Source organism: Actinomyces ruminis (genome assembly GCF_002154335.2).
GTDB classification, from domain to species: domain Bacteria; phylum Actinomycetota; class Actinomycetes; order Actinomycetales; family Actinomycetaceae; genus Actinomyces; species Actinomyces ruminis.
Genome location: NZ_MTPX02000009.1, coordinates 77,754 through 103,695 on the forward strand (window position 1 = coordinate 77,754; position 25,942 = coordinate 103,695).

Below are 25,942 nucleotides of genomic sequence, written 5' to 3' on the forward strand. Positions count from 1 at the left end.
TACTACGTGGAGGCCCGCACCGTCGTAGACGATGACGAATCCATTGTTTCCCCCACGGTGCGCTCCAACGCGGTCACACTGCCGCAGCCTCAGCCGACGTCCAAGCCCGTCCCCGCCAACAATGCCTACCCCATTCTCACCGACAAGAACATTGACGGTGTCGCCTGCACGGACGAGGACTACACCCGCACCGGCTGGAGCAGAGGATCACCGTGCTGGCACCTGGTGGCCGACGTGTGGGGGTTTGCGCCCAACAGCCGCGTCTACTGCCGCTACACCTACCAAGATGCCAATGGCGCCACCCCCACCTGGACGGAGGAGTTCTTCGTCGGCTCCGACGGCAGCGCGCGGCACACCTTCCCGCACGCCACCAATAACCCGAATCAGACGGTCACTTGCACCACCAACTGACGACCGCCGAGCGCGAGGCGCAGCCGGTCAACTGTCCGCCGGACTACCGATATAGGAGACTCAAGCACCCATGCCCATGACCCAGGAGAACGCGACGTGGTTTGCCGAAACCTTTGACAAGGTAGTAGGCAACGTCGGCGAGGCCCTGCTAGGCAAGCAGCACGTGATCCGCCTGGCGCTGACCACCATGCTCGCCGAGGGGCACCTCCTGCTGGAGGACGCCCCCGGCACCGGCAAGACGGCACTCGCCCGCGCCCTGGCTGCCAGCGTGCAGGGCAGCCACTCGCGCATCCAGTTCACTCCGGACCTGCTGCCGTCGGACATCACCGGTGTGACCATCTACAACCAGAAGACCACCGCATGGGAGTTCCATCCCGGTCCGGTCTTCGCCTCCGTGGTCCTGGCCGACGAGATCAACCGCGCCTCCCCCAAGACCCAGTCCGCCCTGCTGGAGGTCATGGAGGAGTCGACGGTAACCGTCGACGGCGTGCGGCACGAGACCGGTCGCCCCTTCATGGTGATCGCCACCCAGAACCCCATTGAGCAGGCCGGCACCTACCGGCTGCCCGAGGCACAACTGGACCGCTTCCTGATGAAGACCGCCATCGGTTACCCCAGCCGCGAGGCCCTCACCGACATTCTGGCGGGTTCGGACCGCCCCGACCGCTCCCGCGACCTAGAGGCCGTCATCACCTCCGGTGCGATCGCCTCCATGGCAGACATTGCGTCACAGAACCATGTGGAGCACTCAATCCTGGACTACATCGGCGCCCTGGCGGAGGCCACCCGCGAGTCCCCGGACACGCAGCTGGGGGTATCCACCCGCGGCGCGATCGCCATGGCTCGAGTGACGCGCGTGTGGGCGGCCTCGCAGGGGCGCCCCTACGTGCTGCCGGACGACGTAAAGGAACTGGCGGAAGTGGTGTGGGCCCACCGCCTGGTCATGGACCTGACGCCGCCTTCTCCGGCGCCACCGCCGCCGGAGTCATCACCCGTGCCCTGGCCGACGTGCCCGCCCCCACTACCCGCTAGGCGAACGCCCATGGCCAGCCCCGCTTCTGCCCCACAGACTCCGACCGCCGCGCCCTCCACCGTGCGGAACACCGCGCAGGAGACACTGCGTACCGCCCGCACCATCACCGTCCGGGTCCGCTCCGGCGTCGGCCGGTGGCGCGACTGGGCGGTGACTACGACCGTGCACCGCGGCCTGGCCGTGGTCACCTCGACCGGCTGGGCGTGTCTGCTGCTACTGGCGGTCTGCGTCGTCGGCGGGGTTCGGGTCGGCTGGCAGGAGGCGTGGGCCGCCGCCGCGGTACTGGGCGTAATCGTCGTCACCGCCTGGCTGTGGCTGCTGCCGCGCGGCGGACACGCAGTTCACCACGAGCTGTTCGAGCGGCGCGTCACAGTTGGGGATAACGCCATCGTCCACTTGACCGTGCACAACCCCACCGGCCATCTGCTGCTGCCCACCCGCATGGAGATGGCCGTGGGAGCCGCTAACGCCGTCTTCGCCGTGCCCACTCTGCGCCCGGGAGCCGACCATGAGCGAGGCTTCGTCCTGCCCACGGCCCGCCGCAGCGTCGTCACCATCGGACCGGTCGTCTCCGTCAACTCCGACCCGGTCGGCCTGTTGCGCCGCGAGCACGGCCACACCGAGCCGCAGACCGTGCACATTCACCCGCGCACGATTCGACTGGGTACGACCCTACGCGGCGTCATGCGTGACGTTGAAGGTGCCGTCACCCAGGAGCTGTCGAGCTCGGACGTGTCCTTCCATGCACTGCGGGACTACGTGCCCGGAGACGACCGCCGCAACGTCCATTGGCGCACCACCGCCCGCACCGGACGGCTCATGGTGCGCCAGTTCGAGGAGACACATCGCGCCAACCTGCTGGTGCTCCTGGACACCCGGCCCGACGACTACGAAACCGATGAGGATTTCGAAACCGCTGTCTCGGTGGCCTGTTCGCTGGGGCTCAACGCCATCTCCGACGGCCGTGAAGTCGCCGTCCTCACTCAAACCGAGGCCCTGCCGACCGCCACCGGCAGACGCCTGCTGGACGCTCCTGCCTGCTGGCGGAGACGCCTGACGCCTACGGCTGCGATGAGCTGGCCCGCCAAGCCACCACTCGCCACCCCGAGGCCTCCGTGATGGTGCTGATCACCGGCCAGTGCTGCGAGGACTCCATGCTGGGACGCGTACGCATCACCACCCCGGTAGACACCGTGGTAATTGCGCTGCGCTGCGGATCTCGCCCACTCGGGCGCCGCACCCTGGGTACCCTCACCGCCTTCGACCTGGACCGCTTGGAGACGCTGCCCGCGGTGATGCGGAGGACGGCATGAGCACCCTGCTCGGTAAACGCTGGGTCTACCAGTTGCTGATCACCGTGCTGCTACTGGTCGGCACCGTGTCGTTCATCGTGCCCTTCGGCGCCGCGGTGGGCGTGTTAGTCGCCGCGGTCGGGGTGATGCTGGGCGTGGTCGTCGGCCTGGCCACCGCCCGCGCCCGCCTGTCAGCGCTGCCGACGCTCGCCGTCGCGGCGGCAGCGCACGTGCTGCTCGCCCCCCTGCTGCTGCCCGACGTCGACCACAACCTGCACGGGGTGTACACGGTTCTGTCCGCCACCGTCACCGTGTGGCGTGATGCGCTCGCCCTGCCGCTGCCACTGACCGCTTTCTCCGGCATGACGGTCCTCCCCTGGCTGACTGGGCTGACCGGCGGGGTATTGGCGACCCGTGCCGTCGCGGCGGACCGGCTTCATCTGGCGGGATTCGTGGTCCTGGGTGCGGCCGCCATCGGTGTCGCCTGGGGGGCTGCGGACACGCCCCTGCCAGCAGCCAGCGGCGCGACGCTCATGGCCGGCGTGCTGGGGATGTGGGCGCTTGCGGCGCAGCGAGGCCGACGCGAGCGCGTGGCCGAGGCCCTGGAGGACTCCGACTCGGGCATCGCCACGGCGGCCCGGCGCGGCGTGGCCCGGGCGGGTGTGCTACTGACAGTGATCGCACTCGCCGTCGCCATCGCCGCCCCCGCCGCCCCGCACGCCAGGACGGTGCTGCGCGACCTGTTCACCCCGCCTCTGGACCTCACCGAGTACGCCACCCCGTTGTCGCTGGTGCGCACCCTGGAGACCGAGCTGGCCTCCACCACGCTGATGGAGGTCTCGGGCATGCCCGAGGGCGCCCGCATCCGCATCGCCGCCCTGGACTCATACGACGGTCTGTCCGCGAGCATCGGCCAGGGCAGCAGCACTGGCCCTCACTTCCAGCACATCGGCGAGGGGACGCCGCTGGCGGCCATGGACGCTGCTGCCACAGCAGACGCGACGGGCGCGGTAGACGCGGTCAACACCGCCACCGTCAGCTTCACGCTGGACGACTACACCTACCCTTGGGTACCCACCGTCGCTAACGCATTGTCCATCACCCCCTCAGGGACTCGCGCCGATGCCATCGCGGACTCCCTGTTCTACGACTCCTTCTCCTCCACCGGGATTGTCACCGCCCGCCTGGCCACGGGCGACGTCCTGACCGAGACCATCGCGATCCCAGACACGCCCTCCGACTCCGACCTGGCCGGACTGTCGCTCGCCAACGTGGAACTCGGCTCCGTGGAGGATGTTCCGGCGGCCGTTCAAGCGCTGGCACGCTCGCTGGTCGCTCCGAGTCGGAGCCGCTGAATCAGATCCACATCCTCCAGCAGGCCCTGCGCACCGGCTACTACTCCGACGGCACCACAAGTCCCTCCGCCCCGGGGCACGGTGCGGCCCGCCTGGCAGACATGGTCACCGCCGACGCCTGGTGGGCGACGATGAACAGTACGCGGTGTTGATGATGCTCATGTGCCGCTCGCTGGGGATCCCGGCGCGGGTGGTTATGGGGTTCGATCCGGCCACCGACGGAGACGCCTCCGATGTCACCGGACAAGACATCAGCGCCTGGGTGGAAGTCGCCTTCGAGCAGGCGGGCTGGGTCAGCTTCACCGTTACCCCCGAACGCGACCAGGTGCCCCAACAGCAGAACGCCCGCAAGGTGTCCAACCCAGAACCGCAGGTGCTCCAGCCCCCGCTGCCCCAGCAGGACCCGGCCGAGTTGCCGCCCGTCTATGACGACAATGACAACAACGGCTCAGAGGAGGACCAGGCCGCCGACGTACCCACTGCCATGATCGTGGCGGTGGCGGTGGTGACCGGCATTGCTGCGCTGCTCGCGGCCGTACTCATGGCAAAGGTGCTGCGCCGCCGCCGACGCCGCCGCCGACAGGGGGTTGAACGCGCCCTGGGCGCATGGGACGAGGTGGTCGATCGCGCCCGCGACTTCGGTAGGAGTGCGCCGGACGGCCTGACCCGCCGGGAGGCCGCGGCCGAGCTCTCGTCGGGTTTTCCCCAGGCGGAACTTCCCCGCTTCGCCCATGCAATCGATGCTCAGGTATTCGCTGCGGGCGACCCGTCATCGTACGATTTGAATCAGATTTGGGAATCCGCCGACCTGATCATCCCGGCAATGGGGTCTGACCGGCCCCGGTGGCGCCGTCTGCTGGCGCGCCTGTCACCGCAGTCGCTGTGGCGACCCGCTGGGCGCAGGACGCGGCCACGCGCTTCGAGGAGGACAGACCCGTGACGGCCACTTCAGCATCACATCGCGCCAAGGGCGCGCCGACGCCGCCCTCCGCCCAAGCCGGCAGTGGCTCAGCCACGCAGACTCCCCAGACTCCCGCCGGCCCGCTACCGTCCGCCCACGGCGCCTATGCCATCTTTCCGGCATCTGTTCGGGCGCGCGTCTTCGCTGGCCTGATCGATCTGGTCGCAGGCACGCTGGTGGGCGCTGTGCTTGCCGCGCTCCTGCGTCTGACCTGGCTACGCGGCTGGGTAGCGGCGGCGCTGCTAGCGGCTGTGATCGTGCTGGCGGTGCGCGAGGTAGGTGTCGGACGCACCGGCTGGAGTCCGGGCGGCCGACTCATGGACGTACGCGTGGTCGACGACCGCACCGGGTTGCCCCCGGGAGTCGGCGTACTTGCTCACGCCGACCTCACCTTCATATGTGTGGTGCCGACGCTTGGGCTGGGCGCCATTGTGCTCATGCACACAGTGGCTGCGTCCCCGCAGGGCCGGGGCTGGCATGATCGGCTCACTGGCGTCAGGATGGTAAGCATGAACCCACCACTCCCTGACCATGTCCCCGCCTCGCAGACCGACACCGCCCCCACCGCTAGAGCTGGCGGACGCGGGCCGTTCTCCGACGGTCGCTTCGCATTCATGTCATCGAGCGGTGCAGTCACGGAGGTGCAGGACACCGTCGACAGCACCAGGGCGTCCTCCACGCCGAACAGCCGGGCGGCGATCATCGACTCGGTACCCTGGTCGGCCGTGCCCACTGCATTGGACTCCACCACCGACGATGCCCCCACCGCGCCCTCCGGCGTCGTCGTCGGCTCCGACGCCGCCCACAGCACCCATGCCGCTGGGTCTGACCTCCCCGAAACGCGACGGGCGGCGAAGTCCACCGCGGGCACGCGGCGACGGAGCCGCACCTCACACCGCAAGCCTGAGCCCGAGACGGGGCGTATCAGGCTCGTCCCAGCCGACGGCAGCACACCGATCACGCTGACCATTCCCACCGTGGTGGGCCGGGACCCGGACAACATCTCCGCTTACCCGGAAGCCGCCTGCATCATCCTGCCCGACGTCAACCGCTCCATCTCCAAGACTCATGCGGCCCTGGCACCGGTCCCCGGAGGCCTATGGGTCACGGACCTGCACTCCACAAACGGCACGCGCGTCGAGCAGCAGGGCAACATCAGACAGGTGCAGCCGGAGGTACCCGCCCCCGCGCCGATCGGCTCGGTACTCATCTTCGGGCGGGCGTCCTTCCGCGTTGAGGGCTGACAACCGCCGGGGGCCCGCCGGGACGGCAACACTCACCCAAGACGTGTCAGGGCCGCCCCGGTTGCCGACAATAGGCCCTAGTCGACGCTGTGCACGGCTCCTGCCACTGTGCGCACGCACAGCGAGGTGGGGGCGGAGGTTCTGCCGTCGGCGCGCACGGCATAGACCTCGATACAGGTACTATCCTGGCGGGCCGGCAGATCGACCGTGGTCGCCTGCGTCGACTGCATGGCGGGGTCGCTGTTCCCGGCCAAGTCCTCTCGATACAGGAAGCTGCCGTCCCAGTCGTCCTCCGGCGCCTCCCAGGTGAACGTGACCGTGGTGCCGTCATCGGAGAGATTGCCGACCAGGTTGCGGGGCGCTGCCACCGACGCCCCCAGCGGGTCGGCGCTGGCCGCCGGGGCGAGGGTCGCGAAGGTCGCCACCGGCCGACCGTCTTCCGCCATACGTGAGCTGACCACGGCGGCGATCACCACCGCCGCCGTGACGACCGTGGCCAGCATCCCGATCAGCAGCCGCGAGCGCCGCCTGCCGGTCTCCGGCTCGCTATCCATTCCCTGGACGTCGACGACGGGAACTTGTGTTTCGGCCTCCGTGATGGGTTCAAACACGCCCAGACGCGTTGCCTTGGGATCGTCGACCAGGACGTCGTCGTCGGGAGCAGGATCCGACTCCCCGGCCGCGTGGAACAGGTCCACCGCGGTTATGGGCAGGCCCAGCTCGGCCTGGACCTGCTGCAGCGCTCGAGCCAGTGCGAGCGCCGAGGGATAGCGACGCGTGGGGTCCTTGTCCATGGCCACACTGAGCACTCGGTACAGGGACGGCGGCACGTCCTGTCGGCCCAGCGGCGGAAGCGGATCTTTGATGATGCGCCGCGACAACTCGTACACGGAGTCGGAAGCCTCGGGAATCTCAAACGGGCTGCGTCCGGTCAGCATTGCATACGCGGTTGCCGCCAAGGAATAGATGTCCGAGGCGGGATCCGCCAGACGGGAGCCGACCAACTGCTCGGGTGGCGCCCACGGCACGCTCATACCGCGCAACTCGTCGTTTTCACTGCGCGGCCCGCTCATGGCAGAGATACCGAAGTCCGACAGCACCGGCCGACGATAAGCAGTGAACAGGATATTGGAGGGCTTGATATCGCGGTGCACAATGCCGACCCGGTGCGCGGACTCCACCGCCCCGGCAATCTGAATAGTGGTGCTCAAGGCGTCGGCGACGCTCAGTGGACCACGGTGCAGCACCGCGCTCAACTGCGGCGGTGGGCAGTACTCCATTACCAGGAACGGGCGCCCGTCGTCGGCCGTGCCCGCGCCGTAGATGGACAGGATGGCCGGGTGCGACGACACCTGCGCCATCAGGTTGGCCTCGGACTCGAAGCGCGAAACGGGCCCGAGACTCACGCCGCAACTCATGACCTTAACGGCCACCTCACGCTGCGGCATGTGCTGTGCGTACAGGTAAACCCGCGAGTAGCCCCCCGCCCCCAGATCCCTCAGATAGGTGTATCCGGGGATCGCCGGGGGAGAGTCCTCGCGGTCATGGGTCACGGCAGGTCCTCCAGCAGCAACGACTGACCGTCGCCCAGGTCGAGGATGTCACCGCTGCGCAACAGCACCGGCTCAGTGGTAGGCATCCGCATCGGGGCGGCGCCGTCGCGCCGCAGCACGGTGCCATTGGCGGTGGACAGACTGCGAGCCAACACGGACCACTCGTCGAGCTGGATGAGCAGGTGGTTACGGGAGATGACCTGCTCCGGACTGGGCACCGTGACCAGTACCGGCGTGGCGCCGCCCAGTTCGCTGACACCGTCGGGGGACGGCTCCCGGCCCACCAGCGCCGGCCGGTCAAGCACGACCTCTCCTCCGGAGGAGACACGCATCCGGCCGAGCGGCGGGCACGGAATGATGCGCGCCGGTTGAGTCAGCTCGGCCCCGCACTCGCGGCAGGTGACGTAATTGGTGGGGTTGGCGTGCCCCGATGGGCACACCACTGACAGCACCATACGGCTGTCCTCGGGCTCAGGCACCTCGGTGTGGACCACCGCCGACGGCGCGGCGGGGCCACGGTCCGCCTGCTCCTGCTGGGCGGGCAGCATGCGGCCGAGCTCGTCGACAAGATCATCGGGCAGGTCTGCCACCGTCCACCCGTCGTGGTCGCCGGGACGCTCCTGACTGCCCGCGGCCTGCGCCGGCTCCGGGTCGTTCCCCGCCTCAGATGGCGAGTTAGCAGCAGAGTCATCCGTGGCAGCCGCACCGGAATCAGTCTCGGACTGCACCGCGTCGAGTTCGGCCGTCTCCGCCTGGATGTCGGGCGTGATGGCAGAAGCATCCGCATCGGCCCGCTCGGTCTCGGCGTCGTCCGCTGTGGAGGCGGCGGCAGACGTGCCCAGTTGGAGGCTACCGACCCGCAGCACGGCATCGACAACGGGGCGCAGCACCGTCCCCGGCTGCTCGGGCACCGACAACGACAGGGCGGGCTCACCAGGCAGTGAGGCCTCCATCCAGGTGGCCACATTGGCAGCCTCAAGACGCTTGCCGTCGATCACCAGGGACGGAACGCCGCGCAGGGCGAGGTGGGTGCCGGAGTCCTCCAACAGCACCAGTGCGAAGTCGGGGATGCGGGCGAGGTGCCCGCCGGCACCCATCACGAGTTGATCGAGGATTGCGGTCAGGCCGCCCTCCGGGGATCGCAGCAGGCGCCACAGCTCAGTCACCAGTTCCTCCGGGACCTCCGGCGGAAGCAGCAGCGCCCCTCGTGGTGTCACGGCTGCGCTCCAGGTGCCCTCCGCCCACAGAGTCTCGCGTTCCGCGTTCTCGTCACTCACGTTATCTCCTTACAACCGTTGTCCAGCGGGCTCGAGACCATGGCATGACTATCGGGAAGTGTCTCACACGCGCCAACCTGCGCCAACCGCAATGACGGACCAAACCCATAACCATTCGTTGCCCCGCCGGAACCGTAGCGGGCGCTGCCACAAGCGTTCACCGGATGGTGCATTCGGCATCACCGAAGTAAACCCGTCGCCCACGTTCCACGGTCTGCGGGCGCCCGGGCGTCAAACGGTGAATACCGTGAGCGTCCTCCGCATGCGTGCCGTTGGTCGAGTTCAAGTCGGTGATGAGCACGCCACCCCGGACCGGCTCCAGCAGGGCGTGAGTCTTGGAGACCGAGGGATCATCCTGGAAATCCGCCAATAGCCGGCTCGCCCTTCCCGGGAGCGGGTCGGGCGCGCGCCCCAGCACAGTCGGCTGTGTCACGGTGAACAGGCGGCCGTTCGCCGTCGCCACCCGCACCAACTCCGGGCGGCGTTCCTTAGCCACCACAACCGTCCCCGCCATGCGGTCATACCAGGTGCGGTGCCAGCCACTGGCGTCCATGCTCATCACCATGGCGAGCGGAAGCACTCCGAATGTCGGCAGGCCCGCCAAAGTAAACAACCAAGCACGTTCAGCGGCGGCAGTCCCCGGAGGAACCGTAGGACGAATTGCACGCCGCAGCCGTATCGAGGCCAGCGCCTGCCCTGGGCTGGCACCTGTGAACGCCTGCGCCAGAGTCATCAGCACCGCCGTCACCAGACCCGCAGCCAACCGGCCTGCGGGCGGCAGCGGCACCAGCAGGCCGACGGCAGCGACAATCGCAACGTCCACGATGCCGCTAACCACGCGCCGACGCCGGGAGGCTGGGAGCGGTGAAGGAACGGAGTCGGCCACCCGCACAGCATAGGTCCTGCCACATCCGATATATTGCACAGGCCTGTTAAAGGAGTACACAATGCAGATCGCCGTCTCCCCGAACCTCGAACGCTGGGTCGTTGTCCCCGAGTTCCCCCCGCCGGGGTGGGCACGACTGGAGGCACAGACCCGCAGCCGTATGCTCGACATGACCGGCCCCCAGTGGCGCACGGCCTTTGCGAACCTGCTGGAGGAGCTGCGGCACACCGAGCGGGATGTCTCCCTGGCGCGGCTGCTGCACGTAGGCGAGGGCGGGCATCAGATCTTCGCCGTCGATCTCAGTCTGGTTGTCGCTCAGGACGACGGCACCAAGGCGGGGCGGAAAGCCACCCAGCGCGCCCTCATCGCCGATCTGCTTCCGCAGTCCGAGCCGCAGCGTTTGCGACCCACGCCGCAGACGGCCGGATTCCAGGCCGTTTCAACGGACACCGCCCCAGGCACGACCGATCATCCCAGCGCCATGGTCGTCCTGCGCATGGCGGGGCTGCCGACCGTTCCGGTCGACCTCGTCATGCGCGCCTGGAAAGCCAGCCCGGAGGTGGTGACCGCCGCACTGGACGACATCATCTCCCTCGGCCAGGCCGTTGCCCCCGTGGACGCGCTCGAGGAGCCATCCGGTCAGTGAGTTTCGCGGAGGCCCGCTAGTACTCGGCCGCTTCGGCGGCCTGGAGCCACTGAGTCTCCAGTTCCTCCCGCTCGGCCTCGGCCTGAACAAGCTGCTGGCCGAGTTCGGTGAGCCGTTGCACGTCCAGCTGCACCGAGGCCTGCTCCATGCGCTGGTGTAACTCGTCGATATGGGTCGTCGCCTTCTCCAGGCGGCGTTCGACGCGGGCGAGTTCCTTGCGGGCGGCATGTAGCACGGCACCGCTGCGCGCGGAGACTTCCGGGGCGGAACGGGCCTGCCGGGAGGCCGTCTGCGCGGTGTCGACCGCCTCGCGGCGCAATTGCAGGTACTGTTCCACTCCCCCGGGCAGGTCCCGGATGGCGCCGTCCCCGAGTAGGGCGATCTGATGGTCGGTGACCCGCTCAAGCAGGTAGCGGTCGTGGGAGACGACCACGAGCGTGCCGGGGAAGGAGTCGAGCAGGTCCTCGATGGCGGCGAGTGTATCGGTGTCCAGGTCGTTGGTGGGCTCGTCAAGCAGCAGCACGTTGGGCTCGCCCATAAGCAACCGCAGCAGCTGCAGGCGACGCCGCTCCCCGCCGGAAATCTCGCCCACGCGCGTCCAGGCGCGCGAGCGGGTGAAGCCGAGTCGTTCCACCAGTTGTGTGGCAGTCAGTTCCTTGCCGCCAACCCGGGTGCGCTCCCCGACCATGGCGACAGCATCGACCACGCGCGCGTCGGCCAGCGGGTCGAGTTCGTGAGTGGTCTGCGACAGGGTGGCGACGGCGACGGTCTGGCCGCGCACGACCCGGCCACGAGTCGGCGTGAGGGTGCCCTCCAGCAGCCGCAGCAGGGTGGTCTTGCCGGCGCCGTTGACGCCGACGATGCCGACGCGCTCACCCGGTGCGAGTCGCCAGGTGACCCGGCGCAGCACCTCCCGCCGCCCGGTGGGGGCGGCGGGGTCCGGGAAGTCAACACTGACGTCTTCCAGGTCGATGACCTTCTTGCCCAGCCGGGCGGTGGCCATCGCGGCCAGTTCCACCGAGTCGCGCGGCGGCGGCACATCGGCGATGAGTGCCTCGGCCGCATCGATACGAAAACGCGGTTTGGAGGTGCGGGCGGGGGCGCCTCGACGCAGCCAGGCCAGCTCCTTGCGCAGCAGATTCTCGCGCTTGGCGGCGGCGGCTGCAGCCAGACGCGCGCGCTCGGCGCGAGCCAGCACGTAGGCAGCGTAGCCGCGTCGTAGGTCTCCACCCGTCCGGGGATCTGCGGGCGGTCGCCGCCGGGGTCGACGCCGGGGACGACCTCCCACACGTGGTTGCATACGGCGTCGAGAAACCAGCGGTCATGGGTGACGGTGACCAGGGCACCGGCGTCGCGGCGGCGCGAGAAGCGGGCGGACAAGTGGCGGGCTAGCCAGTCGACACCCTCCACGTCCAGGTGGTTGGTGGGCTCGTCGAGGATGACCAGGTCGGCGTCGGCGGTCAGGACGGCGGCCAGAGCGACGCGGCGACGCTGACCGCCGGACAGGGAGGCGACCGGGGCGTCCAGCTCGAGGTCGGCCAGTAGGCCGGCGTGGATGTCCCGCACCGCCGGGTCGGAGGCCCAGACGTGCTCGGGGGCGGCGCCATGCACGGCGGTGCGCACGGTGGTCTCCGGGGCGAACTGGTCGTCCTGGGACAGCAGCGCGGCGCGGGTATCGCCGGCGCGGGTGACACGCCCGGAGTCGGGTTCGCGGGTGCCGGCCAGCAGCGCCAGCAGAGTGGATTTGCCGGCGCCGTTGGGGCCGAGCACACCAATGCGGTCGCCGTCCTCAACGCCGAGGTCGACGTCGTCGAGCAGGATGCGGGGGCCGACGGTGGCGCGGACGGATTCAACGCCGAGTAGGTGTGCCATCAGCCCACCATCCGGGCGCCTGCGATAGGGGCGTCGGCGCGCAGGGCGGCGGCCACCAGGCCGGACGCGTTCAGGACGTTGGCCACGGCCGCCGCCGTGGCCGGGTCGGGGGCCAGTGCAGCGATGGTGGGGCCAGAGCCGGAGACGATCGCGCGCAGGGCGCCGGCGGACTCCGCCAGAGCGATAACCTCGGCCAGCTGCGGGCGCAGGTCCAGGGCTGCGGCCTGCAGGTCGTTGTGCAGGGCGGCAGCCAGGGCGGCGGCGTCACCGTCACGCAGGGCGGCGGTCAGGGCGGCGGGCACGTCGGCCGGGGCTGCGGCTGCGGGGGTGAGTTCGTCAAAACGACGGAAAACGGCGGGGGTTGACAGTCCTTGCGCAGAGGTGGCGAAAACCCAGTGATAGGTGCCGCGGGCCAGCAGAGGGGTGAGCCGGTCGCCGCGGCCATGCCCGACGGCGGTGGCGCCGTACAGCGGGAAGGGCACATCCGCGCCGAGTTCGGCGGCGAGCCCGGCCAGTTCGGCCGAGGTGAGTTCAGTGCCCCACAGGGCGTTGCAGGCGACCAGGGCGGCGGCGGCGTCGGCGGAGCCGCCGGCCATGCCGCCGGCGACGGGGACGCGCTTGCGCAGCAGCAGGTCGACGCCATCGTCCACGCCGGCGGTCTCGGCCAGCAGGCGGCCGCGCGCACCGCCAGGTTGGTGGCGTCGGTGGGCACGGCGGGGTCGGGCTCGGTCAGAGTCAGCGTGATGGTGCCGTGCAGGTCGGCGGCCTGACGGCGGGCGGTTACGGTCTCGATCAGGCGGACGGCCTGGAAGACGGTGGTCAGGGGGTGGTAGCCGTCGGGGCCGGGGGCGCCGGCGGACAAGAACAGGTTGACCTTGCCGGGGGCTTCCACGCGCACCTGCGTCAGCGATCCGGAGCGGGACGGCCGGGGGATGGCCCCGGGAACGGCGTGCAGCGGGTTCATGTCTGGTTCCTATCCGGTTGTGTGGCTGCCGGGTCGACGACGACACCCGGGACGGTGGACAGGTCGCCGGCTTCGGCCAGGGCCTGGGCCAGGGTGGCGAAGGCGGCCACGTCCAGGCTCTCACCGCGCGCACCAGGGTCGATGCCGGCGGCGCGGGCGGCCGCCTCCACGGCTGCGGGAGAGCCGACGAGTGGGGCCAGCGCCCGGCGCAGGGTCTTGCGGCGCTGGGCGAAGGCGGCGTCGACGACGGCGAAGACCTGCTCGCGGGTGGCGGTGGTGACCGGCGGCTCACGGCGGGTCAGGGTGATGACGGCGGAGTCGACGTTGGGGGCGGGCCAGAAGACGGTCCGGCCGATGCGGGCGTCGCGGCGCACGTCGCCGTACCAGGCGGCTTTGACGCTGGGCACGCCGTAGGTGCGCGAGCCGGGGGCGGCGGCGAGCCGGTCGGCGACCTCCGCCTGCACCATAATGGTGGCGGTGCGCAGGCCGGGCAGGGCCGCGAGCACGGTGAGCAACACGGGCACGGCCACGTTGTAGGGCAGGTTGGCAACCAGCCGAGTGGGCGGCGGGGCCGGCAGTGATTGCGGCCCGGTAATGGTCAGGGCGTCGGCGGTCAGCACCGTCAGGCGGTCCGCCGCGTCGGGCAGGCGGTCGGCCACGGTGACCGGCAGGGCGTGGGCCAGCACGGGGTCGATCTCGACGGCGGTGACGCGGGCGCCCGCCTGGAGCAGGGCGAGGGTCAGAGAGCCCAGCCCGGGGCCTACCTCGAGGACGGTCTCGCCGGGCTGCACGCCGGCGCTGCGCACAATGCGGCGGACGGTTCCGGCGTCGTGGACGAAGTTCTGTCCGCGCGACTTGGATGGGCGCAGGTCGAGGGCGGCGGCGAGGCTCCGGATCTCGGCGGGGCCGAGGAGTCCGGGGGCGTTGTCGCAGGTGTCGGGTTGGGGCACGCACCCAGCCTATGCCAGGCGTAGCCACCGAGTCGTCGCGGTCGACGGTGGGCGCAGCGGCCGGGCCGCGAGGATCAGAGCAGGCCGAGCCGGGCGGCGCAGTCGGGCCACTGGCCCCAGCCGGACTGTGCCTGGAGCTTCTTGGCCATGGCGGTCTGGGTGGCAGCGTCGGCCTCGTGCGGGTAGCCGGTGCCGCCGAGCGCCTGCCAGGTGGACAGGGAGAACTGGTACAGGCCGTAGAAGCCGTTACCGGTGTTGGTGGTCGGGTTGCCGCCGGACTCGCACTGCGCCAAGGCCGCCCACACCGAGTCGTCGCCGGCCGAGGCGCTGCTCGAGCCGGACGTGGAGGAGGAGTTGGAGGAGCTGGCAGCAGCGGCGGTGCCGCCGGTGGCGGACGCATCCGTGGTGTCGGTGGTGTCCTCGGTGGTGGAACCGGTGCCGACCAGCACCACCTCGTCGACTCGCTCAGTGACTGCGACGCGGGAGACCACCTCGCGCGAGGTCTCCTTGCCATCCACGCTGGTTACCCGGTAGACCACCCGGGTAACCCCGTTTACGCCCGCGGTCTGCACCTCGGTTTCGCCCTCGGGCAGAGCGTCCGTCTGCTGTTCCACTCGCGCATACGCATCGACCTTGTCCTCGGATACCGAGGAAACCTCGGCCGCGTCACCGCCCACGACCAGCACGTCGTCGGCGGCGGCGATGTCCGCGCTTGCCGCCGAGGCAACCACTGCGGTTTCGGGAAGTACTTCGGCGTCGGTGCCCGGGGCGGTGGCTTGGACCGCGGCGTAGGCGCCGCCCGAGACCGACAGGGCCAGGGCCGCAGCGACACCTCCGGCGCGGAGCAGGCCGGGTTTGCGCAGAGCTTTGGCGGAAGTCATGGGGTCCTTTCCTCGGTGGCGGCCGCCACCGATCGGTGAAACCGGCATCGACTGCCTTTGACGCTAACGAAGCTCGCGAGAGCAGACAATGACATAGGTCACGAATCGGGGAACACCATTCGCCACCCACCCCTTCCGCCGAGGTAGGCACAAGTTACGTGGCTCTTGGTGTTTGAGGGTGTGGTGGGCTGGTGGGTGGCGGTTCGTGTGTTCTGGTCGACGATTCGCTATATCCCGTGACGGTTCGCGGGGTAGGTGCACGAACCCTCGCCGTTCATGTCGAATCGTCGGCGCTACCTGACGAACCGTCACCGGGACACACGAACCGTCCGCCCAGGGGGCGTGCGCGCCAGAGGGGCACAGCGTCCGAAAACCGGGACATACGAGCGTCGACGCCCCCGAGACCCGATCCGACCTCCGCACGACCCCAACGATTCGTCCGCGCAAGCCAACACCACCAACCCCACCGGCCCGACAACGTCCCGGGCACTTGGAGCGGCACAGCATGGGGAGGGCGCCCTATCGTCCCTATCACGGCACGTCCCTATTCTGGCTGCATGACGCCCCAAAAGAACCGGCTTCCGCGTTTGCGCGTGCGGCACCTGCGGTGGTGCTGCGGGCTGGTGCCGTTGTGGACCGTGATCGGTTCCGTGGCCGACGGCGTCGGGAGGTGGGAGCTTTTCCTCATCCCCTATGCAGTGTTAATCCAGCTGTTCCTACATCCCTTGTTGGCCGGTGTCGCAGCGACGGCCTCCAACAGAATTGGACAGCAGGAGCTGCTGCCGTGGACCAATCGAATGGCGCTGGTGGTGCTCACCCTGGCGCTACTGTGGCCTCCGCTGGTGCCGGCGATTTACGACGCGCCGGAGCTCGACGGCATTCTCACTCGGGCGGGCATGTCCTCCGACGCCGCCGGATGGATCGGCTACGGACTCGTACTCGCGTATCTGCTTTCCTGCGTCGTGGCAGTCATCGTCGCGGTAGTGGAGGGAGCGGTGCATACGCGCCGCCCGACAGCAGCCAAGACCGCTACAGCGACATGCCGAGACCGGTCGTTATAACGAACGCTGTGGGGATCAGTACCAGCCGGTGGACTCGGAGTGGGCCCAGGCGGAACAGGGGGTGCCGTAACGCTCGGAGATGTAGCCGAGCCCCCAAGTGATCTGAGTGGTGGGGTTGTGGCCCAGTCGGAGGCCACCGAGCTCATCTTGGAGCCGGGCAGCGCCTGGGGAATGCCATAAGCGCCGGAGGAGGCGTTCTGGGCCTGGTAGTTCCAGCCGGACTCGCGGTTCCACAGGCTGACCAGACAGCTGAACTGGGAGTCGTCCCAGCCGTAAGAGGACATCATGGACTGGGCGATGGACTGGGCGGAGGCGGCGGTGGTGCCGTCGCCGGAGGCCGTGACGGTGGTCGTAGTGGATTCAGTACCGGCGTCCCCATCCTCGCCACCGGCGTCTGCAGTCGCGCCGGTGCCGACCAGCACCACCTCGTCAACCCGCTCGCTGACGACCACGCGGGAGACCACCTCACGCGAGACCTCTTCGCCATCGACACTGGTCACGCGGTAGATCACCCGGGTAACCCCATCGGTGCCCTCGGTCTGTACCTCGGTCTCCCCCTCGGCCAGAGCATCCGTCTCCTGCTCCACCCGCTCGTACTCATCCGTCGTGTCCTCAGAAACCGTCGTCACCACGGCCACGTCGCCGCCCACAACCACGGTGTCGGAGGTGTCCTCGCCGGAGGCGGCGAGAGCCTGCATACGCGCCTGGGACTCCGTGAGGGGAGCAACACCGGAGTCGCCGAACTGGGTGGCCGCGTAGGCACCGCCGGAAACCGCCAGGGACAGGGTGGCTGCCACCCCTCCCGCCCGGTACATCGCCGGCGAGATCGAGGTCTTCGCGGGGCCGTCGGCGCGGCGGCGGCCATGTGCGTCGGAGGTTTTGGTGAGGCTCTTTGAGGCCAGTGCCCCAAGCTCAACCAGCGTTGTGCTTAAGGAGCTGCTCTGGGAGTGACGACCCACGGGGATTCTTCCTAACGGTTGACAACTGCCGATCACGCTAACCGACTACCGGTGGCTCAGCAACATGAACTGACACATTTCACACCCATGTGCCGTAGACCTGAGCGGTGTTGCGCGCCAGTACGGCAGCCATCTCCGCCTCGTCCAAGCCACGCAATTGTGCGAGAAAACGCACGGTATCCGGCATCAGGTAGGAGCCGTTGGGGCGGCCGCGCCAACGCTTGGGCGGCAAGTACGGGGCGTCGGTCTCAATTAGCAGCAGCTCGTCGGGTACGACGGCGAGCGCGTCCCGCAGGCGTCGTTGGCGGGATAGTGACGGGGCCGGCGACGGAGGCGTACCAGCCGTGCTCGGCGCAGGCCTCGGCCAGGGCCACGCCCCCACTGAAGCAGTGGAGGACGGTGCGCTCGGGGGCGCCGTCCGCCTCCAGCACCTCGATGCAGTCGGCGTGCGCGTCACGGTCATGGATCTGTAGAGGCAGTTCCAGTTCCTTTGCTAAGGCGATGTGGTCGCGGAAGGCCTGCCGCTGGACGGCGGCGCCGCGCTGCCCGGTGCGGAAGAGATCCATACCGGTTTCCCCGACGGCGACGACGACGTCCCGGTTGCCGCGCACCAGCGCCTCCAGCCGGCTCATGGCCTCGTCCAGGGGTTCGTCGTGGTGGGGTAGGTGCACGGGTTCCAGGCCGTCTGGGCCGATCTCGCGCACCCCGGCATGGGCAACGGCCTCGTTGGGGTGGACGGCCAGGGCGACCCGGACGCCGGGAAGCTCGCGGGCCAGGGCGAGGCTCGGCGTCCAAGTGGGCGTTTCGCAGGCGGAGGTGATGACCGCCTCCACGCCGACGGCGGCCGCCCGGGTGACCAGTTCGGCGGCAGCCAGCGGTGCGTCGGAGCCGGGACCGGTGGCGGCCTGCCCGGGCACGGGCAGGTGCGTGTGGTTGTCCGTAACGGGCCGGGCCAGGGGCGCGACGGCGTCGGCGGGCGGCCAGGAGCGGTCGCGGTGCTTATGGCTCATGCGCCGGTGATGTCGTCGGGCTGGGAGTCGGCGTAGCGGGCCAGCTCCTCCTCCACAATGGACTCGTCGAGCTTGACGAAGACGGGCTTCGGCTTGGCGATCGGCGTACCGACCACGACGGCGTGGCGCTCCCACGTGGGCACGCCGGTGTAGTCGCCGGTAATGATCGGGTAGCCGGTGCGGCCGGCGAAGGCCTCGGGCAGCACCTGCGGATCGAGCTCGTCGACCTCCTCGATGCGGGGCATGGGGGCGAGGAGGCCGTCGCCGCCCAGGACCTTATCGACGTCGTTGGCGGCGTGCGGCAGGAACGGAGAGAGCATGAGGTTCAGGTCGGCCACCACCTGGGCGAGCGTATGCAGCACCGTGGCCAGCCGCTGGTGCGCGGGGCTGCCCGGCTCCCCCTTGAGCTTGAAGGGCTCGGTGTCGGCGATGTACTTGTTGGCCTCGCCGACCAGCCGCATGGCCTCGGCGAGTGCAGCCTTCTGGCGGTGGTGGCGAATCAGGTCGCCGACCGTGTCGAAGCCGGCGGCCACGGCGTCCAGGAGCTCCCGATCGATGTCCTCCAACTCGCCGGGGGCGGGGATGGCGCCGAAGCGCTTGTGGATCATGGCGGCGGTGCGGTTGACCAGGTTGCCCCAGCCGGCCACCAGCTCGCCGTTGGTGCGGCGCACGAACTCCGCCCAGGTGAAGTCGGCGTCGGCGGTCTCGGGGCCGGCGGCACAGATGAAGTAGCGCAGGGCATCGGCCTGGTAGCGGGCCAGGAAGTCGCGCACGTAGATGACGATGCCGTGGGAGGAGGAGAACTTGCGGCCCTCCATGGTCAGGAACTCACTGGAGACGACCTCGGTGGGAAGGTTCAGTACACCCATGTCGCCGCTCTCGCCGCCGCGCTGCCCCTGGCCGTTGTAGCCGAGCAGCTCGGCGGGCCAGATCTGGGAGTGGAAGACGATGTTGTCCTTGCCCATGAAGTAGTAGGACAGGGCCTGCGGGTCATTCCACCACTGGCGCCACGCCTCGGGGTCGCCGCTGCGGCGCGCCCATTCGATGGAGGCGGACAGATAGCCGATAACGGCGTCGAACCACACGTACAGGCGCTTGCTCGGCTGGTCCTCCCAGCCGGGAATGGGGATGCCCCAGTCGATGTCGCGGGTCATGGCGCGCGGGCGGATCTCCGCAGGATGTTCTTGGAGAAGCGGATGACGTTGGGCCGCCAGGCGCCGGAGGCCTCCCGCTCGTCCAGCCAGGCGCCGAGCGCGTCGGCCAGGGCGGGCAGGTCCAGGAACCAGTGGGTGGACTCCACGAATTCGGGGGTCTCCCCGTTGATGCGGGAGTGCGGATCGATCAGGTCGGTCGGGTCGAGCTGGTTGCCGCAGTTGTCGCACTGGTCGCCGCGGGCGCCGCTGGCACCGCAGATCGGGCAGGTGCCCTCGATGTAGCGGTCGGGCAGGGTGCGACCGGTGGAGGGAGAGATGGCGGAGCGGGTCACCTGCTGGACCATGTAGCCGTTGTCGCGCACTGTGACGAACATGTCCTGCACCACCCGGTAGTGGTTGCCGGCGGTGGTGCGGGTGAACAGGTCGTAGGACAGGCCTAGAGCCACCAGGTCCTCAACGATGAGCCGGTTATTGCGGTCGGCCAACTCACGGGGGCTGACCCCCTCCTCGTCGGCGGCCACCAGGATCGGCGTGCCGTGCTCGTCGGTGCCGGAGACCATGAGGACGTCGTGCCCGGCCATGCGCATGTAGCGGGAGAAGACGTCTGAGGGGACGCCGAATCCGGCGACGTGTCCGATGTGGCGGGGGCCATTGGCGTAGGGCCAGGCGACGGCGGAGAGGATACGGCTCATGGGGGCAGCCTATCCGCTCCCGCCACCGGGAACGGCCTCCGGGCAGTTCTCCCCCTGTGTTTGCGGCTCCGGCACCCCTATGGTGACGGCGGCGGCCACGCCAGGTGTGCGTCATCGACCTTGGAGGAGACCACTATGACCCGACCGTCCACGCCTCGAACGCCGCGAGTCCTGTTGCGCATCGGCGTGGTCCTGTGCCTGGTGGCGTTGGCCGCGCTGATCATCTGCCTGCCCATCATGACACGCCCCATCAGGGACCTGCAGCGGCTGGATCCGGCTGGCACGACCACCGTGCACCTTGACGCGGCGACTACATATGGCCTGTGGGGCGACGGCACCGCGGACTGCACCGTCACCGGGCCGGATGGGGACGGCGTCGCGGTTCTTCTGCCGTCGGAGGAGACGCCGGTGGCCGATCATCGGGTTTCCGGAGTGATCGAGGTCGAGACGACCGGCGATCACACCTTCACGTGTTCCGGGCACGACAAGCAGGAGATATCGGTGGGGCGCCAGGTCAACCTCCGGATCTTCGAAGGCAGTTGGTGGGGAGCGTTCGCCGCTACCTGCATGGGCGTCATCGGCGTCCCGCTGGCTGCGGTCGGGGGCCTTTGGCACTTTATCGGCAATAGGCGCGCCGGTCGAAGCGGCGCGGCTCCGCCGCAACCACCCGGGGAGTTATCCGGGAATAGTCGACGCACCGACGTCGATCTGCTTGCCGCTGCCGTCCCAGCCGCCACGGGGGCTGCCCGCGGGCGGCCCGGCACGTATCGTGAGGGCCATGGCGCCTCAACCGACGCCGCCAGCCCCTACCGCACCGGAGTACCCCATGGCCTACCCCTCGACTTCCGGCTCCCCCTATGTACGTGTGCCCCATGGCGCCGACCCCAGCCCCTACGGCCCTGCCGCACCCACCCCGAAGGGGCGCAAGGGTCCGCTGATTCTGCTGCTGTCCGGGGTGGCGCTGTGCGTCATCGCGGGCATAGCCATCATCGTCTCGGCGCTGTCGCTCACGCGTACTGCTGGCGCGCTGCAGCCGATTGTCGCCGACGGGACCTCCACCGTGCGCCTTGACGCCCAGGAGGTGTACGGGCTGTATGGCAACGGGTCCTCGGACTGCGCCGTGACCGCCGCCGACGGTACGGAGCTGGAGGTGACCAGGCCGTCGTCGAGCATCACCGTCAACGACAGGCAGCTGTTCGGCATGATCGCGCCCACCTCCTCCGGCGAGTACACCATCACGTGCAGCACTCTGCTGGTGAGCGGGGATGTGTACTTCGGCCCGCTGGTAGGCGCCCAAGACATCGGGCGCATGGTTTTCGGCGTCATTGCCTCTATCGCCATGCTCGTGTTGGGCATCCCCCTCACAATCGGCGGCATCATCTGGCTCGTCGTCCGCAATTCACACAACAAGCGAGCCCTACAGGCGCAGGCTGTATATCCCACCGCCGGTACCGGATTGTGACGATCGGCTGACGAAGGCGGTGATGCCCCCGTAAAGTCGCGGTGGAAACTCAAGGGGCCCGCCGGCAGGCCGCCAGCAGAAAGTAGAGGTACAGGCGATGGCTGTGTGGAATCAGCCGCTCCGGGCGTCAATGTCCCACCGCGGCGCCCGCGAGGCGTGGACGCCGACGGCCTGCCCTCGCTGACGGTGCCTCGTATCGTCGCCGTCGGGGGCGTGGTAGCGGCGCTGGTGGGGGTCGCCCTATTCGTCGCCGCAGTGGCGGTTGCCCCGAACGTTAACGAACAGGACGCCGTCTCAATTGACCAGGGCGGGCAGCCAACGACGCTGTCCCTGCTTGAGGACACCGAGTACGGCTTCTTCTCGGCCGACACCGCTATGGCCTGCACGGTCTTGGACCGGTTGGCACTGCCCTGGACGTCTACCAGCTGGATCATATGAGTGGTGATCCGCCCCAGGTGTTGGGCTTCCGGTCGACCAATGCCGGCACCTACGAGATAGCCTGCACCGGAGCAAGCGCGATCACGATCAACCAGGCCAACTTCTCCCCAGAATGGAATCGCAGCCTGCGGTTATTCTTCGCTTCAATACCCTTCGGCGTAGCGGGTCTGGTAGCCACCGTGGTCGGCACGATCTGGCTGGTGGTGCGCCGGCGTCGTCGTACCCGCGTGATGATGAGCCGACTGTTCCCCTATCCGCTGGCAGGAGCACCCGTCGTTCCGGCAGCACCGACGTCGGTACCGCAGTCCGCCCCCGGCGCGCCGCCGACGTCGGTGCCGCGGCCCGGCGCACCCGCTGCCCCACCGACGGCTGGTTATGGCCTGGCCCCGCAGCAGGTGGTCTACCGGCCGCTGCCGCCGCCCGACGACGGTCAGGGCGCCTAGCCCCCTTCGCGTGCCAGTGTTTTAGGCGTCGTCGACGTCGCGCCGGGCGAGCGCCGCTCGATACACCTCGTTGGGGCGGGCGCCGGCGCGTGGGGCGACTGCAGCGGCGGCCGCCTTCAGCCGTACGCCGGAGTCGGCCAAAGCCAGGGCCTCGGCGGCGGCTTGCTGTAGGTCCACCGCCCGTGCAGGTGCACCGGCGACCACCAGTACCACCTCCCCCAGCACGCCGTCGGCCGTGGCGTCTGCAAGTTCTCCCAGGGTTGCTCGCCGCACCTCCTCATGCGTCTTGGTCAGTTCCCGACACAGCGCGGCACGTCGATCCGCGCCGAAGGTCTCGACCATGGCGCGCAGGGTCTCGTGCGTGCGCCGGGGTGACTCCAAGAACACCATGGTGCGTGGTTCGTCCGTGAGTGCTGTCAGAGCACGAGTACGCTCCCCCGGTTTGCGCGGGACAAAGCCCTCGAAGGTGAAGCGGTCGGTGGCCAGGCCGGACAGCACCAGGGCGGTAAGCACGGCGGAGGGCCCCGGTGCGACGGTGACCGGGACGTCGGCATCGGCGGCAGCCACGATCAGCCGGTAGCCGGGGTCCGAAACGCCCGGCATGCCGGCGTCGGAGACGACCAGGACGGTGCCGCCCGCGCGCGCGGCCGCAAGCAGTTCGGGAGCCTGGTGGCCTCGTTGTGCTCGTGGAAGGCCACCACGCGGCCGCCGACGCTCACCCCCAGGCGGCGGGCCAGGGCGAATAGGCGGCGGGTGTCCTCCGCGGCAATGAGGTCGGCCTGTTCCAGGGCGCAGCGCAGGCGTGGGGAGGCGTCGGCGACGTTCCCAATCGGGGTCGCGGCCAGCGTGATCGTGCCCGGGCGCAGGACGGCATCCTCCAACGCCGCAGCTGGTGCGCCTGTCTCCGGCACCGTCGGCCGTGTTCCGACCGCCTGGCCTTCGGCGGCCGGCGGCGTGCCGCCGGCATCATCTGCGGGCGTGGCGCTGCTCATGTCGTCATCCATGACTTCAGTATGACGGGCCGTCTTAGACTCGCAGGCGTGACTTCACCCTGTGCTGCTTCACCGGATGGTGCCGACCTGTCTCCCGCTCCGGGCGATTCACCGGACGGTGATTCGCTGTACGTGACCGTTTCCACGGCTGCCGACGCCGAAGCCGACACGGGTAATCCCGATGTAGCCGAAGCGCCGCGCAGCGAGAACCAATTGCGATCCCTGTTGGGACTGGAGCCGCTTGGGACGGAGCCGCCCCGGCGGGTGCGGATCAACGGTTGGATAGCGACGGTCGTGGCCAGCCTGGTGGCGGCGCTGACGCGGCTGATCGGCCTCGGTCACCCGCATCAGCTCATGTTTGACGAGATCTACTACGTCAAAGACGCCTTCGCGTTGTGGCACAACGGCTATGAATCCGCGTGGGGCGACGGCGCCGATGAGCTGTTCGCGCAGGGGGACTTCTCGGCGCTGACAACCGATCCCAGCTATGTGGTGCATCCGCAGTTGGGCAAGTGGCTGATCGGTCTAGGCATGCAGATCTTCGGCGCGGAGTCCTCCTTCGGCTGGCGGATCATGCCGGCGTTGGCGGGCATTTTGACGGTGATTGTGCTGGTCCGGCTGACGCTGCGTCTGACCCGCTCGCCGTTGCTGGCTGGACTGGCCGGGGTATTGCTGGCGATTGACGGTGTGGGGATCACCGAGTCGCGGATCGGACTGTTGGATGGGTTCATCGGCCTGTTCGCGACGATCGCGCTGTACTGCCTTATGCGCGACCGGGAATGGTCCCGGGCGCGTCTGGCGACCGACCTCGCGGGCGTGTCCATCGATCCGGCGGGTCCCGCTCCCCTGGCGCCAAGGCCCATCTGCGTCCCTGGCTGATTGCGACTGGTATCGCCGCCGGGATGACTTGCTCGGTGAAGTGGTCCGGTGCCTACCTGCTGGCCGCTATTGGGATTCTTGTGGTCGTCTGGGACACGTTGGCGTTGCGCCGGGTCGGAGCGCGCGCCTGGTTCCTCGAGGGGACCGTGGCACGCGGCGTGGGCGATTTTGTTCGCCTGGTCCCGGTGGCCTTCCTCGTTTATCTGGCGCCGGGTGGGGGTCGTGGTTCCTGCACGACGGCGCCTACAACCACGGCTGGGCTGCAGCACAGCGCGCTGAGACCGGCACAGTGGCGCGCTCTTGGCTGCCGGATTCGCTCAATGATCTGCTCGAGTACCACCTGTCCATGTACAACTTCCATGTTGGTCTGGACTCCGAGCATCCCTACATGTCGAAGCCGATCGGCTGGCTGGTGCAGTGGCGACCGACGTCGTTCTACTGGAAGGGTTCTGAGGAACTGTTAGGCACCGACTGCGGTTCGGACCGCTGCATTCAGGCCATCACGTCGATCGGCAATATCCCCATTTGGTGGGCGGCCGTGCCGGCTCTGGTCTTTGTGATCGCGGTACTGATGATCAGCCGCCGCGACTGGCGCGTATGGGTGCCGCTGATCGGGTATATCGGTCTGTACTTGCCGTGGTTCATCTACTCCGACCGCACCATTTTCACCTTCTACACGGTGGCATTCGCACCCTGCGTGGTGCTGGTGCTGGTGCTGGCGCTCGGTGCCGTCTCCGGCATGCTCACGCCCGTGCCTGGGTCGGCAGCCGCCCGCGAGGAGGAGCGCCTGCTCGAGGAGGGTCGTGTTGGCCCGGGGCTTCCCTATCCGCGCGGCGCTGTAGCGGCCTACTTCGGCTTCGGCATGCGAGCGAACCGCACTCCCCTGCCCGCGGCATGGACGGGCGTGCCACCGTGGCGCCTGCGTGGGGAGGGGCTGGCCGTAGTGGCCGTTGTGCTGGTACTCGCGGTGGTGTTCGCCGCGGCTTGGTGGCCGATATGGACTGGCCGCACCGTGCCCTACACATTCTGGCACTGGCACATGTGGCTGAATTCCTGGGTCTAGTACCGGCGTTCTCCGGGCAGGTCCGCCAACCTCATGGCAGTATCGCGCCAACCGGACGGATCAGACTGTCGCAGTGTGGCAAGAGCCCCGGACCACAACACGCCGGCCTCAAAGTCTTTAGTCTCCGCGTCCTCGACGCTCATGCCCGCCGGATTCTCCCGCAGATCTGGAAGACAGTGGCCCGTCAGCTGCCGGACTCTTTGCCCCGCGTCTTGACGGAATGCCCGGCCCTTGCGGGTGGGCGCATTCTCTGGCCGGGCCTGGCAGATCACCGCACACAAGGCCTGCCGCGCCTCACGCTCAGGCGTGTCCCACTCGCGTCCCGCGTGGGTCGGATGGTTCAGAGTGATCCAGGTTGTGTTTTTGTTGGTTGTGTTTGTGGGTGTGGGTTGGTGCGTGTGTCGGCGGTGTCCTACTCTCCCGCCCGCCTGTCGGGGGCAGTACCATTGGCGCTGGGGGGCTTG

General features: G+C 69.0%; 19 protein-coding genes and 6 pseudogenes. 14 read left to right on the forward strand and 11 right to left on the reverse strand.

The window, feature by feature from the left end; genetic code table 11:
* Positions 1–6: 6 nt before the first annotated feature.
* The 7 genes and pseudogenes from BW737_RS17265 to BW737_RS01420 all read left to right on the forward strand — a co-directional run bounded on the left by BW737_RS17265 (position 7) and on the right by BW737_RS01420 (position 6,296).
* Positions 7–411, forward strand: coding sequence for a hypothetical protein (locus tag BW737_RS17265; RefSeq protein WP_257210332.1), 405 nt, complete (start codon positions 7–9; stop codon positions 409–411).
* Positions 412–481: 70 nt separating this feature from the next.
* Positions 482–1,443, forward strand: a pseudogene (locus BW737_RS01400) (AAA family ATPase).
* A gap of 10 nt (positions 1,444–1,453) precedes the next feature.
* Positions 1,454–2,563 (forward strand): DUF58 domain-containing protein, encoded by a 1,110-nt coding sequence (locus tag BW737_RS19285; protein WP_338063826.1) that lies wholly within the window; start codon positions 1,454–1,456, stop codon positions 2,561–2,563.
* Entirely contained in the window at positions 2,563–2,757 is a 195-nt protein-coding gene (locus tag BW737_RS17275; RefSeq protein ID WP_257210333.1) for a hypothetical protein, read from the forward strand. Before BW737_RS19285 ends, BW737_RS17275 begins: the two co-directional genes overlap by 1 nt.
* Positions 2,754–4,091 carry a hypothetical protein gene (locus tag BW737_RS01410; RefSeq protein ID WP_086614905.1) on the forward strand — a complete coding sequence of 446 codons (1,338 nt, stop codon included), beginning with the start codon at positions 2,754–2,756 and terminating at the stop codon, positions 4,089–4,091. The genes BW737_RS17275 and BW737_RS01410 overlap by 4 nt, the downstream gene beginning before the upstream one ends.
* A gap of 121 nt (positions 4,092–4,212) precedes the next feature.
* Positions 4,213–5,031 carry a transglutaminase-like domain-containing protein gene (locus tag BW737_RS01415; protein WP_180271982.1) on the forward strand — a complete coding sequence of 273 codons (819 nt, stop codon included), beginning with the start codon at positions 4,213–4,215 and terminating at the stop codon, positions 5,029–5,031.
* Entirely contained in the window at positions 5,028–6,296 is a 1,269-nt protein-coding gene (locus BW737_RS01420; RefSeq protein WP_180271983.1) for an RDD family protein, read from the forward strand. The genes BW737_RS01415 and BW737_RS01420 overlap by 4 nt, the downstream gene beginning before the upstream one ends.
* A 77-nt stretch (positions 6,297–6,373) precedes the next feature.
* On the opposite strand, the gene BW737_RS01425 is transcribed toward BW737_RS01420, so the two are convergent.
* The 3 genes from BW737_RS01425 to BW737_RS01435 all read right to left on the reverse strand — a co-directional run bounded on the left by BW737_RS01425 (position 6,374) and on the right by BW737_RS01435 (position 10,012).
* Positions 6,374–7,849 carry a serine/threonine-protein kinase gene (locus BW737_RS01425; protein ID WP_086614908.1) on the reverse strand — a complete coding sequence of 492 codons (1,476 nt, stop codon included), beginning with the start codon at positions 7,847–7,849 and terminating at the stop codon, positions 6,374–6,376.
* Positions 7,846–9,126 carry an FHA domain-containing protein gene (locus tag BW737_RS01430; RefSeq protein WP_257210334.1) on the reverse strand — a complete coding sequence of 427 codons (1,281 nt, stop codon included), beginning with the start codon at positions 9,124–9,126 and terminating at the stop codon, positions 7,846–7,848. Before BW737_RS01430 ends, BW737_RS01425 begins: the two co-directional genes overlap by 4 nt.
* A 157-nt stretch (positions 9,127–9,283) precedes the next feature.
* On the reverse strand, positions 9,284–10,012 hold the full coding sequence (locus BW737_RS01435) for an FHA domain-containing protein (RefSeq protein WP_257210335.1): 729 nt from the start codon (positions 10,010–10,012) through the stop codon (positions 9,284–9,286).
* A gap of 61 nt (positions 10,013–10,073) precedes the next feature.
* Between BW737_RS01435 and BW737_RS01440 the strand changes: the two genes are divergently transcribed.
* Positions 10,074–10,658 carry a hypothetical protein gene (locus BW737_RS01440; RefSeq protein ID WP_086614909.1) on the forward strand — a complete coding sequence of 195 codons (585 nt, stop codon included), beginning with the start codon at positions 10,074–10,076 and terminating at the stop codon, positions 10,656–10,658.
* A 16-nt stretch (positions 10,659–10,674) separates the two neighbouring features.
* Here the strand turns inward: BW737_RS01440 and BW737_RS01445 are convergent.
* The 4 genes and pseudogenes from BW737_RS01445 to BW737_RS19115 all read right to left on the reverse strand — a co-directional run bounded on the left by BW737_RS01445 (position 10,675) and on the right by BW737_RS19115 (position 15,325).
* A pseudogene (locus BW737_RS01445) lies at positions 10,675–12,530 on the reverse strand (ABC-F family ATP-binding cassette domain-containing protein).
* On the reverse strand, positions 12,530–13,180 hold the full coding sequence (locus BW737_RS01450) for a GHMP family kinase ATP-binding protein (protein ID WP_257210336.1): 651 nt from the start codon (positions 13,178–13,180) through the stop codon (positions 12,530–12,532). Before BW737_RS01450 ends, BW737_RS01445 begins: the two are co-directional and overlap by 1 nt.
* A gap of 310 nt (positions 13,181–13,490) precedes the next feature.
* A complete protein-coding gene (rsmA, locus tag BW737_RS01455) occupies positions 13,491–14,444 on the reverse strand; it encodes a 16S rRNA (adenine(1518)-N(6)/adenine(1519)-N(6))-dimethyltransferase RsmA (RefSeq protein ID WP_086614910.1) in 954 nt (317 codons plus the stop codon).
* Positions 14,445–14,518: 74 nt separating this feature from the next.
* Positions 14,519–15,325, reverse strand: a complete 807-nt coding sequence (locus BW737_RS19115) for a resuscitation-promoting factor (protein ID WP_276567335.1) — start codon at positions 15,323–15,325, stop codon at positions 14,519–14,521.
* A gap of 557 nt (positions 15,326–15,882) precedes the next feature.
* On the opposite strand from BW737_RS19115, the gene BW737_RS19725 reads away from it, so the two are divergent.
* Complete coding sequence (locus BW737_RS19725) at positions 15,883–16,386, forward strand: hypothetical protein (protein ID WP_143233214.1); 504 nt, start codon at positions 15,883–15,885, stop codon at positions 16,384–16,386.
* Positions 16,387–16,401: 15 nt separating this feature from the next.
* Here BW737_RS19725 and BW737_RS01470 read toward each other — a convergent pair.
* The 3 pseudogenes from BW737_RS01470 to metG all read right to left on the reverse strand — a co-directional run bounded on the left by BW737_RS01470 (position 16,402) and on the right by metG (position 20,201).
* Positions 16,402–17,345, reverse strand: a pseudogene (locus tag BW737_RS01470) (aggregation-promoting factor C-terminal-like domain-containing protein).
* Between the two features lie 79 nt (positions 17,346–17,424).
* Positions 17,425–18,355 (reverse strand): annotated as a pseudogene (locus BW737_RS01475) (TatD family hydrolase).
* Positions 18,352–20,201 (reverse strand): annotated as a pseudogene (gene metG / locus BW737_RS01480) (methionine--tRNA ligase). The pseudogenes BW737_RS01475 and metG overlap by 4 nt, the downstream one beginning before the upstream one ends.
* An 826-nt stretch (positions 20,202–21,027) precedes the next feature.
* Here metG and BW737_RS01485 point away from each other — a divergent pair.
* From BW737_RS01485 to BW737_RS01495, 3 genes are all read left to right on the forward strand, one after another.
* A complete protein-coding gene (locus BW737_RS01485; protein ID WP_086614912.1) occupies positions 21,028–21,663 on the forward strand; it encodes a hypothetical protein in 636 nt (211 codons plus the stop codon).
* Between the two features lie 105 nt (positions 21,664–21,768).
* Entirely contained in the window at positions 21,769–22,101 is a 333-nt protein-coding gene (locus BW737_RS01490) for a hypothetical protein (protein WP_143233215.1), read from the forward strand.
* Entirely contained in the window at positions 22,098–22,544 is a 447-nt protein-coding gene (locus BW737_RS01495; RefSeq protein WP_086614914.1) for a hypothetical protein, read from the forward strand. Before BW737_RS01490 ends, BW737_RS01495 begins: the two co-directional genes overlap by 4 nt.
* 21 nt (positions 22,545–22,565) lie before the next feature.
* Here BW737_RS01495 and rsmI read toward each other — a convergent pair.
* Positions 22,566–23,536 (reverse strand): annotated as a pseudogene (gene rsmI / locus BW737_RS01500) (16S rRNA (cytidine(1402)-2'-O)-methyltransferase).
* Between the two features lie 132 nt (positions 23,537–23,668).
* On the opposite strand from rsmI, the gene BW737_RS17290 reads away from it, so the two are divergent.
* Entirely contained in the window at positions 23,669–24,415 is a 747-nt protein-coding gene (locus tag BW737_RS17290; protein WP_257210337.1) for a phospholipid carrier-dependent glycosyltransferase, read from the forward strand.
* Between the two features lie 289 nt (positions 24,416–24,704).
* A complete protein-coding gene (locus BW737_RS17295) occupies positions 24,705–25,478 on the forward strand; it encodes a dolichyl-phosphate-mannose--protein mannosyltransferase (RefSeq protein WP_257210338.1) in 774 nt (257 codons plus the stop codon).
* Positions 25,479–25,942: the final 464 nt, after the last annotated feature.

Bases quoted from the DNA above. Each gene is read 5' to 3' on its own strand.
- BW737_RS17275 (WP_257210333.1), top strand. From the start codon at position 2,563: ATGGTGCTGATCACCGGCCAGTGCTGCGAGGACTCCATGCTGGGACGC.
- BW737_RS01485 (WP_086614912.1), top strand. From the start codon at position 21,028: ATGGCCTACCCCTCGACTTCCGGCTCCCCCTATGTACGTGTGCCCCAT.
- BW737_RS19725 (WP_143233214.1), top strand. From the start codon at position 15,883: ATGACGCCCCAAAAGAACCGGCTTCCGCGTTTGCGCGTGCGGCACCTG.
- BW737_RS19285 (WP_338063826.1), top strand. From the start codon at position 1,454: ATGGCCAGCCCCGCTTCTGCCCCACAGACTCCGACCGCCGCGCCCTCC.
- BW737_RS01495 (WP_086614914.1), top strand. From the start codon at position 22,098: ATGAGTGGTGATCCGCCCCAGGTGTTGGGCTTCCGGTCGACCAATGCC.
- BW737_RS19115 (WP_276567335.1), bottom strand. From the start codon at position 15,325: ATGACTTCCGCCAAAGCTCTGCGCAAACCCGGCCTGCTCCGCGCCGGA.
- BW737_RS01440 (WP_086614909.1), top strand. From the start codon at position 10,074: ATGCAGATCGCCGTCTCCCCGAACCTCGAACGCTGGGTCGTTGTCCCC.
- BW737_RS01410 (WP_086614905.1), top strand. From the start codon at position 2,754: ATGAGCACCCTGCTCGGTAAACGCTGGGTCTACCAGTTGCTGATCACC.